The organism is Enterococcus lemanii (assembly GCF_016909125.1).
Taxonomy (GTDB): Bacteria; Bacillota; Bacilli; order Lactobacillales; family Enterococcaceae; genus Enterococcus_I; species Enterococcus_I lemanii.
The window spans coordinates 15,713-32,172 of sequence record NZ_JAFBFD010000012.1 but is presented as its reverse complement, the minus strand read 5'-3'; the positions used below and the strand labels follow the sequence as shown (position 1 = coordinate 32,172).

At 32.3% G+C, this 16,460-nt stretch carries 16 protein-coding genes and 2 pseudogenes; 9 read left to right on the top strand and 9 right to left on the bottom strand.

What is annotated here, in order from left to right; genetic code table 11:
- Window positions 1–67 precede the first annotated feature (67 nt).
- Genes JOD14_RS04870 through JOD14_RS04860 form a run of 3 tightly spaced genes read right to left on the bottom strand, consistent with a single transcriptional unit; the run spans window position 68 to window position 1,298 of the window.
- A complete protein-coding gene (locus JOD14_RS04870; RefSeq protein WP_204653697.1) occupies window positions 68–304 on the bottom strand; it encodes an abortive infection family protein in 237 nt (78 codons plus the stop codon).
- A gap of 17 nt (window positions 305–321) precedes the next feature.
- Window positions 322–996, bottom strand: coding sequence for an AbiJ-related protein (locus JOD14_RS04865; protein WP_204653695.1), 675 nt, complete (start codon window positions 994–996; stop codon window positions 322–324).
- A complete protein-coding gene (locus tag JOD14_RS04860; protein WP_204653693.1) occupies window positions 993–1,298 on the bottom strand; it encodes a hypothetical protein in 306 nt (101 codons plus the stop codon). Before JOD14_RS04860 ends, JOD14_RS04865 begins: the two co-directional genes overlap by 4 nt.
- Window positions 1,299–1,560: 262 nt before the next feature.
- Here JOD14_RS04860 and tnpA point away from each other — a divergent pair.
- Window positions 1,561–1,791: pseudogene (gene tnpA, locus JOD14_RS04855) on the top strand (IS200/IS605 family transposase); the annotation flags it as partial.
- On the opposite strand, the gene JOD14_RS04850 reads toward tnpA, so the two are convergent.
- The 4 genes and pseudogenes from JOD14_RS04850 to JOD14_RS04835 form a co-directional block, all read right to left on the bottom strand.
- Entirely contained in the window at window positions 1,761–2,072 is a 312-nt protein-coding gene (locus JOD14_RS04850) for a hypothetical protein (protein WP_204653691.1), read from the bottom strand. The pseudogene tnpA and the gene JOD14_RS04850 sit on opposite strands and share 31 nt — an antisense overlap.
- A complete protein-coding gene (locus tag JOD14_RS04845; RefSeq protein WP_204653689.1) occupies window positions 2,065–2,631 on the bottom strand; it encodes a hypothetical protein in 567 nt (188 codons plus the stop codon). Before JOD14_RS04845 ends, JOD14_RS04850 begins: the two co-directional genes overlap by 8 nt.
- Before the next feature lie 240 nt (window positions 2,632–2,871).
- Window positions 2,872–2,925: pseudogene (locus JOD14_RS13340) on the bottom strand (type I toxin-antitoxin system Fst family toxin); the annotation flags it as partial.
- A gap of 425 nt (window positions 2,926–3,350) precedes the next feature.
- Window positions 3,351–3,620 (bottom strand): type II toxin-antitoxin system death-on-curing family toxin, encoded by a 270-nt coding sequence (locus JOD14_RS04835; protein WP_204653687.1) that lies wholly within the window; start codon window positions 3,618–3,620, stop codon window positions 3,351–3,353.
- A gap of 295 nt (window positions 3,621–3,915) precedes the next feature.
- On the opposite strand from JOD14_RS04835, the gene JOD14_RS04830 reads away from it, so the two are divergent.
- The 5 genes from JOD14_RS04830 (at window position 3,916) to JOD14_RS04810 (ending at window position 7,881) form a co-directional block, all read left to right on the top strand.
- Complete coding sequence (locus tag JOD14_RS04830; RefSeq protein ID WP_204653685.1) at window positions 3,916–4,551, top strand: recombinase family protein; 636 nt, start codon at window positions 3,916–3,918, stop codon at window positions 4,549–4,551.
- Window positions 4,552–5,122: 571 nt separating this feature from the next.
- Entirely contained in the window at window positions 5,123–5,344 is a 222-nt protein-coding gene (locus tag JOD14_RS04825; protein ID WP_204653684.1) for a hypothetical protein, read from the top strand.
- Window positions 5,345–5,990: 646 nt separating this feature from the next.
- Window positions 5,991–6,440, top strand: coding sequence for a JAB domain-containing protein (locus JOD14_RS04820; protein ID WP_204653683.1), 450 nt, complete (start codon window positions 5,991–5,993; stop codon window positions 6,438–6,440).
- Window positions 6,441–6,502: 62 nt separating this feature from the next.
- Window positions 6,503–6,751 carry a hypothetical protein gene (locus tag JOD14_RS04815; protein ID WP_204653682.1) on the top strand — a complete coding sequence of 83 codons (249 nt, stop codon included), beginning with the start codon at window positions 6,503–6,505 and terminating at the stop codon, window positions 6,749–6,751.
- A gap of 497 nt (window positions 6,752–7,248) precedes the next feature.
- The gene (locus JOD14_RS04810; RefSeq protein WP_204653681.1) at window positions 7,249–7,881 is read left to right on the top strand and encodes a serine--tRNA ligase; all 633 of its coding nucleotides are present in this window, start codon (window positions 7,249–7,251) and stop codon (window positions 7,879–7,881) included.
- A gap of 666 nt (window positions 7,882–8,547) precedes the next feature.
- Here JOD14_RS04810 and JOD14_RS04805 read toward each other — a convergent pair.
- Together JOD14_RS04805 and JOD14_RS04800 are read right to left on the bottom strand one after the other, a co-directional pair.
- Complete coding sequence (locus tag JOD14_RS04805; protein ID WP_204653680.1) at window positions 8,548–8,850, bottom strand: DUF5388 domain-containing protein; 303 nt, start codon at window positions 8,848–8,850, stop codon at window positions 8,548–8,550.
- 1 nt (window position 8,851) lies between these two features.
- On the bottom strand, window positions 8,852–9,694 hold the full coding sequence (locus JOD14_RS04800) for a ParA family protein (protein WP_204653679.1): 843 nt from the start codon (window positions 9,692–9,694) through the stop codon (window positions 8,852–8,854).
- 680 nt (window positions 9,695–10,374) lie between these two features.
- Between JOD14_RS04800 and JOD14_RS04795 the strand changes: the two genes are divergently transcribed.
- The 3 genes from JOD14_RS04795 (at window position 10,375) to JOD14_RS04785 (ending at window position 16,416) form a co-directional block, all read left to right on the top strand.
- Window positions 10,375–11,874: a primase C-terminal domain-containing protein gene (locus JOD14_RS04795; protein WP_239576086.1), complete on the top strand. Its 1,500-nt coding sequence runs from the start codon at window positions 10,375–10,377 to the stop codon at window positions 11,872–11,874.
- Between the two features lie 467 nt (window positions 11,875–12,341).
- The gene (locus JOD14_RS04790; protein ID WP_204653677.1) at window positions 12,342–14,762 is read left to right on the top strand and encodes a hypothetical protein; all 2,421 of its coding nucleotides are present in this window, start codon (window positions 12,342–12,344) and stop codon (window positions 14,760–14,762) included.
- Window positions 14,749–16,416, top strand: coding sequence for a LeoA/HP0731 family dynamin-like GTPase (locus JOD14_RS04785; RefSeq protein WP_204653675.1), 1,668 nt, complete (start codon window positions 14,749–14,751; stop codon window positions 16,414–16,416). Before JOD14_RS04790 ends, JOD14_RS04785 begins: the two co-directional genes overlap by 14 nt.
- The last annotated feature ends 44 nt before the right edge of the window (window positions 16,417–16,460 follow it).

Sequence of the window (16,460 nt, the reverse complement as noted above, 5' to 3'; positions counted from 1 at the left end):
TCTATTTTTAACAATTTAAAAGTGACACGGTATCAAACACTATTGCTTAAATTATACGACATCTAACCTAAGATAGTGGGGTGCTTTCTTTAATATTATTGTAAGAATCCCATATAAAACGTACCACTGTCGTTGCAGATCCAATTGCAAGATGGGCGTAACGAGGCGGTAAGTTTTGAAAAAAACCATCTTTTCCATGCCCATCTCCGTAATTATTTCTAAGTTCCGCCATATTTTGAGTAATAGCAGATAAATTACCTAAAATTTTAATTGCTGTTGAATAGTATTTATTTTCTTTATCCAATGAACTAGAGTGAATATTTAATGATTGATAAGTTTTTTTACAAGTGCACCCAAATCCATATGGGGGTCGAATTCAATTTTTTGATCTTTCAATATGGTTTTTGCACACGACTCGATCAGCTCTTTTGACTTCCCAATAGCAATATTTGGATGTTCATCAGCCATAGTTATCATTATTTGTATTTGATTATCAATATACTCTGAATTGAAATTTTCTTTTACTTTTTCAAGACTGTTTATAAGTGAGTGATCTTTTTGGATTTTTATCCATCCATAAATAGCTCGACCAGATATACTATTCGTTGGAACGAGTTGATATCCATCAAATTTTAAAAGATAATTAATCTTTCCAAGATATTCTTTTGATAGTGAATTCATACTCCCACGAACCAAGGGATGGGAAATTTCTGCTAAAAACAATAAAAATTTCTCATCACTTGACACTAAATCAAAATTATCACTATAGAAGTAATAAAACCAATCCCATTCCCAGTCGTCATTCATCACTAGATGCTGGTGAATATCTCGATCAGCACAAGCGAATCGACCATCAGTAGAAGGAAGTTCTTTTAGTTTATAAATCCTACTAAAAAAACGAGCTTCATCTAAAGAACCAAAGTATAAAAAATCCCTCGTCCTATAACCTTCACTTAGAATATCCATTATTTCCTTACGAGTAATTTCAGTAATCATATGTGAACCTTCTTTGTTTTGAATTTAAATACTATTAGAATTTTGTAATAATGCAATTGCCGAGTCCCCTTTTTATCTTTAGATGAGAAGGGGATTTCAAAATGTTCTATAAAGCTATTGTCAAATGAAAAATCTGGAAATTTGGTGCTATACGTATTCAATTTAGCTTGCTCCAGCCATCTTCTTAGTTGAATAAATTGTTTGTCTGTTAATCCAAAACAATCTTCTTTACGTAAATTATTTTTTATAAAATTCAAACTTTTTTTCTCTATACTGTCTTGATTTAATATATTTTTATTCACTAGACTTACATCTCTCCTGTTCATCAATACCTAAGAATTTGATTTTACTGTAAACGGTAATACTTTAAAAGGTATTTAACAAACCTGTCCAGAAAATCACTTATTTCTGGACACTCTTTTTTGTCTGCATTGAAAACCAGCTGCTGTGCGGGTGGTTCCAAAAAAGCTTCTAGCGTGGTATAAAAAAACCACCTATAAAATAGATTTGGTTTCCCGACCACAAACTATCAATCAAATAGGAGGTTCCTTATGAAAAAGGACAATCAAAGTTTATCACATTGTGTTTGCACCTAAATACAGATGACAAATCATTTATGGTAAATACAAATAAAGTATTGGAGAAATACTAAGAGAATTATGTGAAAGGAAAGGAATCGAAATTATAGAAGCGAATTCATGTAGAGATCATATACACATGTTAGTTAGCATTCCACATAAATTAAGTGTTTCTAGTTTCATTGGTTATTTGAATAGTGCAAACAGACTTATTATAGTTGTTATTAGCCATGCCAAAAACGTAACTACCATTTTTATATTTTTATTCATCTTTGCAACTGAGCTTTTTTGATTGTAACTTTCAATTTTTTCTTCAAAAAACAATTTTAGCTGAGTTTCTCGATTTTTTTCAGATGCTTCAAGAATACTCAAACGATGATTAACACTGGATTTGTACTCCTTAAACGCATCTTTTGAAACTAAATAATCAAGTTCGTTGCCAGAAAATGAAAAAGGTGTTGAAATTTTTTCTTCTGCTTTAAATGTTTTTTTATTCATTCTTAGTATTCCTTTCTGCGATATAAGGAATTTTAGTTTTGAAAATAGTATTGTAGTTATTGAAAATAAAATCACTTATCTCTGAATCGTTATTTTTATCTAATTTAATTTCTTCATCACTAATAATAACGTTTAGATGATACATACTTTGGGTGAAATCTGAGGAATACCCAAATTCTTGCTCTAAATCTTTTCTAAATTTCGTGACAGTATACATAATATTCACGGAATCTTCTTTTAACATTTCTTCACTAACATATATTGAATGGTGATTGATTAGTGTATTAACTTTCATCCCTTCTTGAATAAAAAAAATAAAATTTACATAGAAAGGTTGATACCCTTGGTGATTGAACGAGTCTTTCCCTATAATATCCATGTAATCATCAGGATACTTTAAATAGCTTAATCCACCTAAAGTGAGTTCAAATCCTAATTCAAAAACATCATCTGAGCTATCAAATTCAATTTTTGTAATGTGGTTATCGCCAGACATCCCTCGGCCATATCTGTAAAATCTTGTTCCCATAACTGCTGGGCGAAAATCAAAATGTGGCATAGATTTTTCCTCCTAAATTTCATTTTATATGAATAATGATATCATAATTACGATAAAGATAATCTGATTTTTAACATTTGTAAGTTACTTGGCTTCATTTTAAAATCATGCTAGAATGAACGTGCGAAACGTGATAAGTTATTGTAAGATAGTAAAAGAGACGTACCTAATGCGAATAGGTACGTCTCTTTTTTTCGTTAGTTGCGACGGCTAACGTGTGAGTTGGCAAGCAACTTGCTTTTAATCGTCGTCTTTCTGATCCAACCAATGAGAAACTAGTTCAATGACTAGACCTCTTCTCTACTACATTCACTTTCTAAGGAATTCTACTCGACTGCTATAGCTGCTGTCGTTCCTAATCGAAATTGCTAATTTCCTCAACAATAATATGATAATATAGCTTTTATCATATTATCATAAATACCGAATTGCACTTTTATTTCTATAGCTTCATTTTATCGTTATTCATATAATATAAATGGTACGTGAGAGGGTTAAAGAGTATTAAAAGAACGATTAGTGTTATCCATGACTTATGTGACGAGTTAGTCATCAATAGAATTCTATCTCAGGAAAACCCGAGGAGTGATTTTCTCCTAGGGTTTTCCTATTGGAATAGACACAGGAAATTGTATAAAAATAGCCGGTTTTGAACCACTTTCGTGGAGAGTTATCCATCTATTCATCTGAAATTGCCTCAGAGTCGTCGTGAGAGAACATTATTCTTGTAGATTGAAGTATTTTTCAAAGAAATGAGTCACTTCTGGTTTTAAGACCTCGAAATTTCCGATGAACGTTTCGACCTTAACAGTTAATTGTTCACTGGATTCTTGATCCGCATTTAATTCGTATCCATTTATTTTTAGGAAAACGTGGGCAGACATAAAACCAGTTCGTTTGTTTGCATTAGCAAAAGGGTTTTTCTTTACTATATTAATAAGCAAACTCGCTGCCTTGTCATAAATACTTGGATAAAACTTTTTTTCCAAAACAGGTTGTTTTGGTTATTCTACCGCTTTAGTCGTTCTTTTTGTCATACCCTATCATTCCTTTTTTTGTATTCATTTTACATAATGTAATTACATTGAATCAAGTGTATACATTTTGAAGAGAGTACAAGAAGGAAGCTGTCCAGAAAATCGTCATATCCTAGCCAAGTTCTTTTTTGTAGTTTCATTGTCTATTTAGGGTAAGGTCTAAATAGACAACGATTAAGTCTTGAAAACACTGTGTTTGGACTGTATGATTAGGATGTATAATAATAAAGTGGAAGAAGGGGAGAATTTGAAAGTTGCATACGCGAGAGTTTCAACTGTCGAACAAAATCTGGATCGACAAATTGATACGTTAAAAAAATTTGGTGCTGAAAAATTTTTTATTGAAAAACAATCTGGTGCTACGATTGAACAACGACCAATTTTTCAGGAAGCCTTAAATTTTATCCGAGAAGAAGATATATTCATGGTAGAAGCCATTGATCGATTGGGCCGAAATTATGATGAAGTCATTCAAACAGTCAATTTTTTAAAACAAAAAAACGTAAAACTAGTTATTACCAGTTTACCCATCATGGCTGAAGCAATTGGGAATCCACTTCTTGATCGATTTATCAAAGATTTGATAGTTCAAATCTTAGCCATGATTTCTGAACAAGAACGAACTGAGTCCAAAAGACGACAAGCTCAAGGTATTGAGCTAGCGAAACAGAAGGGAGTCTATAAAGGGCGTCCTAAATTATATAGCCCAACTGCAAAAGACCCTCAGAAAAGAGCTGTTTATCGAAGTATTGTTGAAGATTTAAAAAATGACGTTGCCATCTCGAAAATTGCAAAAGAATATGGGATTACTAGGCAGACCGTTTATCGAATAAAAAAAGACTACGAGCTAAGTGAGAACGGTGAACATGCCAAGGGAATTTAATATGTAATGTAACCACTATCAAAATAGTTGTGGCACAATAGAATGTCTCTCGAACAACGATTTATCGATACTTAGATAAATTGGAGAAAAACGATGGTTAAAAATCAAAAAGGAAACTTAAGAATTAAGATTCACCAATGATTTTAATAATCGTCTATAAAAAAATTATTAAACGCATAGCTATGGTATATATACCATAGCTAAATGTAAAGAAAGGGGTAGTTGTGTTAGAAATTAAAATGGTTGATAAAATTTTAATGCAATACTAGTTAGTAACTTGCAATATAAGATTGTTTTTTGTTTCATTTAGATTTTTCATGCGCACACAAGCATCCTAAGCTTTTTTAAAATGGTTTTATAGGTAGTTGTCCATTAAAGTCACTTAGAATCGATCTATCTTTGACCTTTTTCCTACCAACTTAATAGGTGAAGTTATATCCTCTTCTTTTATATTTTGTGGAAAATACTTTAATTGAAATCAGTTTTTATAGTCAACAGGTTTAATTTGCTTTAAAATGATTATTATACATAGGTTTGTTAGCGCTATCAATAAAAACAAGGAGATTAGATTATGTCACTAATTTATGAAACGAATGAATGGGAAGGTTATGGTAAGAACAACTATTATTGGAATGAATATCGATTAGAAGGGAATGAAGTAGTTAAGTACAAATGCAATAGACAGAAATTTTTTGACGGTAATGAAAATAGTTGGCATGAAAGTGAAGAGGAGAAAGAGCGTTGGGATGTTGACGATGACGATCTTCCAGAATGGTTAAAACAATATATATAAAAGATGAAAACAAATGACAGAGCGGAATTCAGGTATCATTGAATCCCACTCTGTTTTTACTTGTCTACACCTTAAACCGTTCCATATTTGGTCTTTCAATTCATTCGAAAATTCCACATGTCGAATTTCGTCATAATCAATCTTTATAATTACTAGTAACTATTTCTGCTGTTCGTTTATCTCCTACATCCTCTTCAACTCCCCCACGTACTTCAAATACAAAATTACAAGACTAATCCCCTCTTTCAAAAATAAATATGAAAAAAAGATCAAAAAATTGCAATCAAGAGCATTTAGTTATCAGAACATGAATGAGTGTCCTTTTCTACTTCTCTTTTTAAAGAACAACCCATTTTGCACGTGTCTAACGTCTGCTGAAAGTGGTTATAGCATAGCCAGTCAAAAACACAAGGGTATATGAACTCTCTACGTTCGCCCTTGTGTTTTTTTGTGTCTACGCTAAAAGACAACCACAGCAAACGATCGACAACGCACTGGAAAAATGGCAAATAAAAAAAAGAAGAAGAAAAAAACTGCCACTCGTTCATTGACAACTAAACAAAAATCAAAAGATTCCAGCTTCACTTCTCTCAACCCCTAAAAAAATGGTTTGTCAGAAAATCAAAAAAGAAAGAAGGTAAACATTATGCCAGTTAATTATGAAAAAGTAGTAGAAATTGTCCGTCTCAAACAAATTGTCTGTGAATCAACCTTAGAAATGCAAAAAATCACCTCTAGTTTTGGTATTGCACAGTGGTTAATGGATGAAATTGGCAACGAAACACAAGAAGTTTTGATGTTATTATGCCTGAATACTAAAAACGAAGTGAATAGCTTATCCGTGGTTCATAGAGGCACGATAAATCAAAGTATCGCCCACCCAAGAGATATTTTTCAAAGAGCTATACTCAGCAATGCAACTCGAATTTTTATCGCTCATAACCACCCAAGTGGTAGTCATCAGCCCAGTCAAAATGATTGTTTATTTACCGAAAAAATTAAGCAAGCTGGTGAACTATTAGGAATTGAATTACTCGACCATCTCGTTGTTACTAGCAATAGTTATTACAGTTTTAGAGAAGAAGGAAAGTTGTAAGAAGAAAAACGAAGCACAGGCTCAAAAAGAGCCTGTGACTTCAAAGGAAGGAGCAAACAATTATGAAATATCTAAAATTATTGCAACGATTAGAAAAATTAGAAATGGCTACTTATTTCCACGATGATAACGCTGAAGATATGTACGAAAACATCATGCAGATTGTTGCCACAGCTAATCCTCAAACCCTGAAACAAGAGCAACAAATTATTTACGACACATTGTATTTATTAGAAACCACGCACTACGAGAACCTACTTGATGAACCGTTAAGAGAGTTTGAACTAGAAGGGAATGAATCGAATATTTGAAACGGAGCTATTACAAGAAAAACTCAAATTACGATTTAAACCAAAATCATGCTAGAATGAACGTGCGAAATGTGAAGAGTTCGAGCAGGTACAGCAAAAAAGTCCAACCTATTGCGAGTAGGTTGGACTTTTTTTACACCAGTTGCGACGGCCAGCGTTGTGGATCAGTAAGTAACTTGCTTTCAATGACTAAGCTCACAAAAAGTGGGGCAATGATCAATGTGAGGAGTTGTTTTAACATATACAGCACCCCCTTCCGAGAATCCATGTTCATCTATAATTATTTTATAAAATGGTCTCTTATAATAAATGAATGAAAAATAGCGGTTGTATATCATTAAAAGTGTAAAATAGAATATTTTATAAAATGTCTAATCATACACTTATTTACGTAAATAAGTGTATGATTAGACAAATAATTACGTAAATATTTGTAAAATTTTACAAATTATAATATAATATATTTACACAATTAGTTAGAAAGAAGGGGGATTCTAATGGCTGGAAAAGTGAAATATCAATCGATGGCAGAACTAGCAAGAGAGTTAAAAATCACTCGTCAAACGTTGTATAATAGAGTTGCTGATCATAATATCGATTATAGTGATTTAACATTTACTGCAGAAGAGATTGAACTACTAGCAACACGCCCTAACTCATACAATCAAAAAACACCGAGACAAAAACAACGAGAGAAACTATCAGATGTTAAACAAAGTTATGAAACGATGATTACTAAACTAAAAAGTCAGCACAATGAAAAACTTCGTAAAGAAAGTGAATTGTATCAAGAAAGTTTAGCGAAACAACAAACCATCATTGATAAGAACCAAGAACTGTTAAAAGAGCAAAATAAACAATTGAAACAACTGCAAACTAAAATTTTTAATTTGCAGACAAAATATATTAAAGAAAAAGAAAACCAAGAAGAAAAATTAATAAATTTATATCAAGACATTAAAGAAGAAAGCTCTAAGAAAGAAGAATTATTTAGATTAACGCAAGTTCAAATGGAAAAAGTTATTAAAGACCAAGAAGAATTAATTGATCAACTCAAAAAAGAAAATGAGCAATTAATGAATCGCGTTCCTAACATAAAAAGAAGACGTTTGTATACATCTGGACGTTGAAGCAACACTTTATTCTTAGTGTAAAAAGCGCGGGTTCAAGGGAATGCAACACCATCAATCAGTTACTTTGAACCCTTTAAAAGAAAGAGAACAACGAAATTAAGCTTTTCTTTTAAAGACCATCAGAAAAACCAAAATTAGGCCTCGTCATCGAATCGATGACGAGGCCTATCGGCTGTAAGGAGGTTTTTCTTTTAAATTGTCCTTGACAGGAGAGCCACGTTAAACACCGCTATTCTCTTTATTCATAGGACTACTTCAATAAAAAAAATCACCTTATTCCTTATATGATTGAATTGCTTTCGCACCCAATCCCCCCCCCATCCTAACGGACAAAACTAAGCATTTTCTCTACTATTTCCACTTTCTAATGATTACTATTCGACTGCTATAATTTCTGTCGTTCCCTTTTTACCAAATATATCGGAAAAAGGTTAATAAAAAGCTCCCTTCACCAATTATGGTGGTTACTAATCGAGATTGCTAATTTCCTAAATAATAATATGATAATATAGCTTTTATCATATTATCATAAATATCGAATTGGACTTTTGTTTCCATAGCTCCAGTTTACCCAGAATTCATGTAAAGAATCAGTAATTAATAGAACCCTATCCTGAAAAATATGATAAAAGATAAATAGATATATTTATCTTTTATCATATTTTATAAACTTGACAAAGTTTTAAATGCCCTTCTTTCATCTGGATCTAACTCCTTTTCGACATAATTATCTATAAGGGTTTCAATCATTTCATAAGCAAACTTATTATCAGTAAGTTTCATCAATATATCAATTTGATTTTTAGTTTGTCGAGACACTTTAATATTGGAATCTTGATTTTTTGTAACTGTTGATTTTTTAGGTGCTCTTTTTACTATTGTTTGAGAATTTTCAGCAGATTGTGTAGGTGCTAGTTTTGTATTTTGAATAAGTCCAACAGGTCTTTTGTTATTCGTATTAGTCATACTACTCTCCTCCTTCAAAGTAATGGATTCTTTCTAATAATTCATCAGCAACTAAACTATACAAATCTATTACGCGTTTATCATGTCTATCGTATTCGGTAATTCCTGTATTATCAAATCTCTTTAACCTAGCCATATTAGGAATTTTTAGTTTAAAGATATTTTCTTTACCAAATATTGAAGTGGCATTTTTAAGAACAAAATTATCAAGGCTAGCATTCCCGTCCATCAATACAGGTAAAACTCCTACAATTTCAAAATTTCCATCATAAATATTAGCTAACTTTTGTAAATCTCCGAGATACTCAATGGCCCCATCTAAAGATAGTTCTTGTGTTTGTAAGACAATGAGAACGTAATCAGAAGCTAAAACGGCGCTATCAGTAATATATGATTTAGTTGGCGGAACATCAATGAAAATATAATCATATTTTTCTTTTAGAGGTTCAATAAGCTCGCTGAAATAGCTGATTTTACGTTTCGTGATTTCGTTAAAAGCAGGATCCTCTTCTGCTACTAAACCAAACTTTAAGTCTAAAAAGGTAGTATAATTTGCAAAATCTATATAACTAGGTAAAAGAGACAAGTTTGGCATAATCTCAGTTTCAATATTAGTAATATCGCCTTCTTTAATAGCAGCCATTAGAGATTTATCAAAACTAAACACCTCTTTACTATGCAATTTTTTTGTGCGCAGTAAGACAGTGGTTGCATTTGCTTGCGGATCGAGATCAACTACTAATGTCTTGAACCCTTTTTTTGCGAACTCGTATGCATTTAAAATATTATTTTTTGTTTTGCCTACGCCACCCTTATAGTTACCTACAGTAATCGTAATAGCCATAATAATACCTCCAATTAAAATATATCTATATATCTAAAGGTATATTATCATATTGCGATAAATAGATAAAGCTAAAAAGATAAAAAGATAAAAAGATATATATGATACTTTATCGAATGCATCATACAGAAAAAACACAGTTATATCAAGGAATAATTAGAATAATTACTATTATAAAAAAAAGATAAATATATCTATAATCATATTAGTAAATTTGATAATATGATTATAGATATAAAGATATAAAGATAAATATGATAATATGATAACTAGATAAAAAATAAGTTGCGCCAGATTGATTAATTTGGTATGGTCTTACTGAGAAAACAAATACAATGCTTAACACCTACATAAAATAAAAAAATTAAATAAAAAAAAGAGAGACGGAAAAATAAGTAGTTGGAAGCTGCTTATCTTTCTGAATCACATACCCACAGTATGTGTTCACTCTCGTCTCATAAAAATTATGCGGTGGGTTAACACCTTTAATTTATTTAGTTAGATTGAGTGAAGCGAGTTGGCGCTCGTTTCCTCAACACTAGACTGATAATAGCATAATTAGACGAGTAACTCAAGATAATGAATTGGTAATCAGACAGATTTAACCTTTTCTAAAGAGAGAACACATGACACATCAACAGATGGCTTGTGTTCTTTTTTTATTGGAAAGGAGTACCCTAATGGAAAATATTCAGTTAGACAGCTTATATCAACTTTTACTACAGGGCGGTTTGCGTACCTATAAATTCAAAAATAGCCATTTAAAACCCCTTAACACTCAGCCAGAAGGCAATAAAGGGGCGATTTTTGCGTACCGTTCCAAAGACAACATGATTGCTGGACGGGGTGTTGTGCTAACTTCCGAAGAAGCGATTCAAGAAAATCAAGGTACTTTTACGCACTGGACACCGAATGTTTTCCGTTATGGAACCTATACTGATAAAAATAGATCTTACACCAAAGGACATTCTGAAAATAATCTAAAACAAATTAACACGTTCTTTATTGATTTTGATATTCATACTGCTAAAGAAACGATCTCCACAAGTGATATTTTAACAATAGCGATTGATTTAGGTTTTATGCCAACAATGATTCTTAAAACAGCTAAAGGCTATCAAGCGTATTTTGTCTTAAAAACGCCTGTCTTTGTGACTTCAAAAACAGCATTCAAAGCTGTCAAAGCAGCCAAAATCATTTCGCAAAATCTTCGAGAATATTTTGGACAATCTTTGCCAGTCGATCTAACTTGCAACCACTTTGGGATTGCTCGCATGCCCAGAACAGACAATATCGAATTTTTTGAACCCAACTACTGCTATTCTTTCAAAGAATGGCAAGAATGGTCTTTCAAACAATCGGATAATAAAGGCTTCAACCGTTCGAACTTGACTGTTTTAAGCGGTACCCAAGGAAAAAGACAAGTCGACGAACCCTGGTTCAATCTTTTATTACATGAAACGAAATTTGAAGGAAAAAAGGGCTTAATCGGACGAAATAACGTCCTATTTACTCTTGCTTTAGCGTACTTTAGTTCAGGTTATGCCATTGAGACTTGCGAATACAATTTGTTTGAGTTTAACGAACGCTTAGAACAACCCTTAGAAGAAAAAGAAGTCATTAAAATCATTCGTAGTGCTTATTCAGAGAAATACCAGGCAGCAAGTCGTGAGTACATCATTACACTTTGCCAAAAATGGGTCTCTGAAGACCTAACAAGCAAAGATCTTTTCGTTCGGCAAGGTTGGTATAAGTTCAAGAAAAAACGGAGCGAGCGTCAGCGTGTGCATTTATCAGAATGGAAAGAAGACTTACTGGCTTATCTTCGTGAAAAAAGCGATAAAACTGCGCTTTATTTGACGACCACAAAAAAAGCCATTCGAGAAGCGTTAGGGATTCCAGAAAGTACCTTAGACAAGCTATTAAAAGTCTTAAAAGTCAATCAAGAAATCTTTCTAAAAATAAAACTAGGAAGAAACGGTGGGATTCAAATAGCGCACGTCAAAGACCTGTTGGTTGCACTTATTGAGCGCAAGAAAGAAGCAAGAGAAAGCTATATTCAGACACTCACAGCTTTGTTTGGCTTGCCCCATACATTGATTGAAGAGACTTTAAACAAGCTATCAGAACGGGCTGCAAAAGGAGCGCAACTCGACTTGTTTAGGGTTGATACAGGTTAATATTTAAAACCCCCACTATGCCATTACATTTATATCTATGATACGTGGTTGTTGTTTTTAGATCTTTCAGAAAAGATAGAAATAGCTTGAGGGATTAGCCCGAAAGCTTGTGAGCCTGTCGGTTTAGCCGACGGTTAGGCGAGAGTGAGCTTTCGCGAACGGGTGCATAGCACTTGACGGAACGTCAACAGCGCCTTAACGCAGATAGACTTGGCCTGACACATCATTAGTGACGCGTTTTTCTGGCAGGCCATCCAAAGTCGGAGGCTGGTTGTTAAGTGCACCGGTCAAATAAGAGAAGAGGATTTCGGCACGAGAATCTAGCGGAAATAATGGTAAAATATTTTTACCGCAAAACTATTGACACTTATTTTTTGGATTGTTTTCAGAAATTTTGAACTTAATTGGTATAATAGTAAGTAATGATTATTTGTTTAAATATCAATAATAGGAGGACGGGATAAAAGATGGGGGAAAAGAATCCACCACAGACTATCTATACTAATATTTTAGATAAAATTGATAATTTGTTGCTATTACTTTCAAAAAGTAGCAAGGATAGTGAAATTGATAAATATAGGCGTGATGCTATCAATAAGTTAGGCGGTATAAAAAAAGAAATAACCGAGAATATAAAGTCGCTCGAAAAAAATTCAGAATGGAATACATTTACAATTGCTTTTTATGGAGAAACAAATGCTGGGAAATCAACATTAATTGAAAGCCTACGTATTCTATTAAAAGAAGAAAGAAAATTTGAAGAACATCAACTCTTTGAAAGTACACGACAGGAATTATTTCAAAAAAAGGAGTGTATTGAAAATCTAAAGTTGGTTATAGTTTCAATTGAAAGTGAAATTGATGATTTAAAAATAGACCTTTCAATTAAGATTAATGAGTTGGAAAACTATCTTGATTATGAAATGAATGAAGTTAAGTTGAAAATCAATGAAAATGACGAAATCATTGAAAAATATGACGTAGATAAAAATGAAATTTTTGATGAGTTGATTGCTTTATTGATTAAACGAAATGAACTTAATAAGGTCATTATCGACAAAATGTTAAAAAGCACGTGGAACATGATTAAAAGTTGGTTCCATAATTTAGATGAGCAAGCGGAGTTAGAAGATTTAAATTCTCAAATTGAAAAACTAGGAAATGATACATTAAATATTCATTCGATTGTTGAAAATTATGAAAATTCGATCAAAGAACTTAAATCAAATCTTGACTTGGATATAGAGAGATTTAAAAACAAAAAAGTTGAGGAAGAAGCAAACTTTTCAAGGTTAGAAAATAAAAAGTTGAAACAAATTCAGAAGATTAATAGTCAAATAAATGCAACTGAAGTTCAATTAAATAATTTAGTTGAAAAACTTAAAGAATTAAGTGATGGAAATATTATTGGGGATGGGCGTTCAGATTTTACAAAGGAAGTTGGGAGTTATTATTTTTCAGTAGGGGATAAGGACTTTGCTATTCTTGATTTGCCTGGTATTGAGGGTAAGGAAGAAATTGTTCAGGCATCTATTGATAAGGCAGTAGAAAAAGCCCATGTAGTATTTTATGTGAGCAAAAAGCCTAATCCTCCACAAAAAGGTGATGGTCAAAATTTAGGCACTATTGAAAAAATATCTAAGCAATTAGCTAAACATAGCGAAGTATATTTTATTTTCAACAAACCTGCTAGGAATCCTCGTCAATTAAGAAAAATGTTAGTTGATAAAGAAGAGGAATATAGCCTGTCCATCGTTGATTATGAGTTACAAACGGTTTTAGGTGAAAATTATATTTCTCATCAATCTGTGTCAGCGTATCCAGCATTTTTAGCTTTGGGGAACTTTTATGATGGAAAATATTTTAAAGATCGAGAGAAGTTTATTGAAAAAATTGGAAATATTAACTCTGTACTTGAATTGAGTCGGATACCAATATTTGCGGAATGGATGACAAGTCAACTTGTAAATGATGTTAGGAAAAAGATTGTTAAATCTAACTTCAAGAAGATAAACAAGACTTTAGATAGAGCAGTATCAGAAATAGGTGTTGTTCAGCTTGCCTTTGAAAATTTAGAAGGCATTTTGAATTCAAATTTTGAGTTAACTTCTAGCAAACTAGATGATGCCGGTGAGTTATACGAAAGAAATATTTTAAATGCAGGGAATAAGGTTACCAATGAATTAAAGAACAAAGTAAGAAAGAAAATCTACGAAGATATTGATAACAATATAGAAAATGGAGTTTTTGAAAAGAAATTAAAAAAAAGGATTGAAGATGAGGTGATAGTGTATTCAGAGAATTTAAATAAAATAATTGATCAGAGAGGAAAAGAATTTGCTAGTGAAGTCTCAGGAACTGTAGCTACTTATCAGCGTTACATAGAGGAACTTGTAGATAAATATGCTAACTCAATAAAGTTTGATTTTGATTTTAACCCACAAATCAATATAAAAATGAATATTAATATTAGAACAACAGTATTTGGATTAGTTGGAGACATAGTTGGTTTGGTTATGATGGGTGTAAATACTACTAATCCAGTTGGGTGGGTTATTTTAGCTGTCTCAGCTTTAACTACATTATTTGGCTTGTATAAAAAAGTCCGCGCTATCTTCGATGAAGATTACCATAAAGCACAACAAAAGAAAATTGCAAATGAAAACATCAATAAGGTCATAAAAGTTATACACAAGCAGTTAGACGAACAATTATCTGGTGTTAAAGATGAAATAATCAAAGGGATTTTGGACATAAAAGAGGAATTACATCAATCCGTAAATCAAGTTCAAACGATGTCTGATACATTTTTAAAAGCCAAAAATGATATAAATCAGTTATCAATTGAAATTATACATGAGGAAGTGAGACGAAATGGAGACAGTTGATCAGTTTAAAGAGGTGCAAGCAAAAACAGTTGAGATACTTCAACGATTGTTGTCGTTCGTATTGGAGGGAAAAAAATTTGGTGTTGCATTAGATGATGGTTTAATTGATAAAATTTCAAAAGGAATTGCTGAGGTTACATCAGAAAAATTAAAAGTTGCTTTGGTTGGTGGTTTTTCAGAAGGGAAAACATCCATTGTTGTAGCTTGGGCAGGTAATTATGATTCTAACACGATGAAAATTGATGTTTCTGAATCTAGTGATGAAGTTCAAGTTTATCACCTTAAAGATTTCGATTTAGTTGATACACCAGGATTGTTTGGTTTTAAAGAAACATCTAATCAGCTGAAATATAAAGAAATCACTCGCAAATACATTAGTGAAGCAAACCTTCTTCTTTACGTTATGAATCCGAATAATCCAATAAAAGATAGTCATAAAGATGAATTAAATTGGCTGTTCAAGGACTTAAATTTATTGTCTAGGACAGTATTTGTTATTAGCAGATTCGATGAAGAGGCTGACATTGAAGATGATGAAGAGTATAAACAACGATTTGAGATCAAAAAAGAAAATATTCGTTTGCGTTTACGAGATTTTGAGATTATCACTGATAAACAGTCTGTTCCAATTGTAGCTGTTTCTGCTAATCCCTTTGGGGAAGGGTTTGACTATTGGCTTTCAAAACTAGATGAATATAATCAAATTTCTCATATCAATGATTTGCAAGTTGCCACCGCTAGGAAGATTAAGGAATCTGGAGATAAAAACGCTCTCGTGTTAGCTACTAGACAAAGTATTGTTAAAGACGTTATTCAAAGACAAATGCCAATCGCGCAAAAAAATATTGCTTTAGCTGTTGAGGAAATAAATATGTTTAAAAATGCAATGGATGATATACGTAAAGAACAAGATAGGTCTGAAAGAAATATTAGTAATGCTCGAATTGAATTGAAAGAATATATTACCGGATTGTTTACGGATTTAATCCTTCAGGTTAAAGGAACAGATTTGAAAACAATTGATGAGTTTTTTGAGAAAAATATTGGAGATGAAGGGATTATCCTGGAAACATCCATCCAGAATGAATTTGAACGTCAATTAGGAAAAATTTCCTATGAAATTTCAAAAGCGGAAAAAAATTTCAATGTAAGTGTTAAGCATTACAATAATATGGTAGGAGATTTAGCAATCGAAGGTATGAAAGTTGGTAAGAATTTTATGAAAAATGCTCAGATATCAGGTAAATCAGTTTTAGCAGCTCGTGATTTTTTGATGCCTACCTTCAAATTCAAACCTTGGGGAGCAATTAAACTTGCAGATAAACTTTCTAAAGGCTTTGTAGTTTGTGGTTCGTTGTTAGGTGTAGGATTAGAAATGTGGGATAGCTACAGCCAAGTCAAACAAGAGAAAGAATTTAATAAAGCTAAGAACGAAGTTGTTGATAGCCTAAACAAACAACGTAAGGAATATATTGACTTCATTAACAATACTCAAGATTTCATTGGACAATTTTTTCCTAGCTATTTTGAACTCCATAATAGACTTGTTGAAATGGAAGAAGATCTCATTAAGCGTCAAAGTTTTCAAAATGAATTTGAGGCATGGAAGCGAGAAGGCGAAATAATTGAAGCGGATTTTGAAATAATAGCTTGAAACAAGATTCGATATGCTTGATTTCCTAGTGGTATCACTAGTTG

Coding starts and splice junctions, on each gene's coding strand:
- JOD14_RS04820 (WP_204653683.1), top strand. CDS start 5,991: ATGCCAGTTAATTATGAAAAAGTAGTAGAAATTGTCCGTCTCAAACAA.
- JOD14_RS04800 (WP_204653679.1), bottom strand. CDS start 9,694: ATGGCTATTACGATTACTGTAGGTAACTATAAGGGTGGCGTAGGCAAA.
- JOD14_RS04850 (WP_204653691.1), bottom strand. CDS start 2,072: ATGAATAAAAAAACATTTAAAGCAGAAGAAAAAATTTCAACACCTTTT.
- JOD14_RS04865 (WP_204653695.1), bottom strand. CDS start 996: ATGATTACTGAAATTACTCGTAAGGAAATAATGGATATTCTAAGTGAA.
- JOD14_RS04805 (WP_204653680.1), bottom strand. CDS start 8,850: ATGACTAATACGAATAACAAAAGACCTGTTGGACTTATTCAAAATACA.
- JOD14_RS04815 (WP_204653682.1), top strand. CDS start 6,503: ATGAAATATCTAAAATTATTGCAACGATTAGAAAAATTAGAAATGGCT.
- JOD14_RS04810 (WP_204653681.1), top strand. CDS start 7,249: ATGGCTGGAAAAGTGAAATATCAATCGATGGCAGAACTAGCAAGAGAG.
- JOD14_RS04825 (WP_204653684.1), top strand. CDS start 5,123: ATGTCACTAATTTATGAAACGAATGAATGGGAAGGTTATGGTAAGAAC.
- JOD14_RS04845 (WP_204653689.1), bottom strand. CDS start 2,631: ATGCCACATTTTGATTTTCGCCCAGCAGTTATGGGAACAAGATTTTAC.
- JOD14_RS04790 (WP_204653677.1), top strand. CDS start 12,342: ATGGGGGAAAAGAATCCACCACAGACTATCTATACTAATATTTTAGAT.
- JOD14_RS04785 (WP_204653675.1), top strand. CDS start 14,749: ATGGAGACAGTTGATCAGTTTAAAGAGGTGCAAGCAAAAACAGTTGAG.
- JOD14_RS04795 (WP_239576086.1), top strand. CDS start 10,375: ATGGAAAATATTCAGTTAGACAGCTTATATCAACTTTTACTACAGGGC.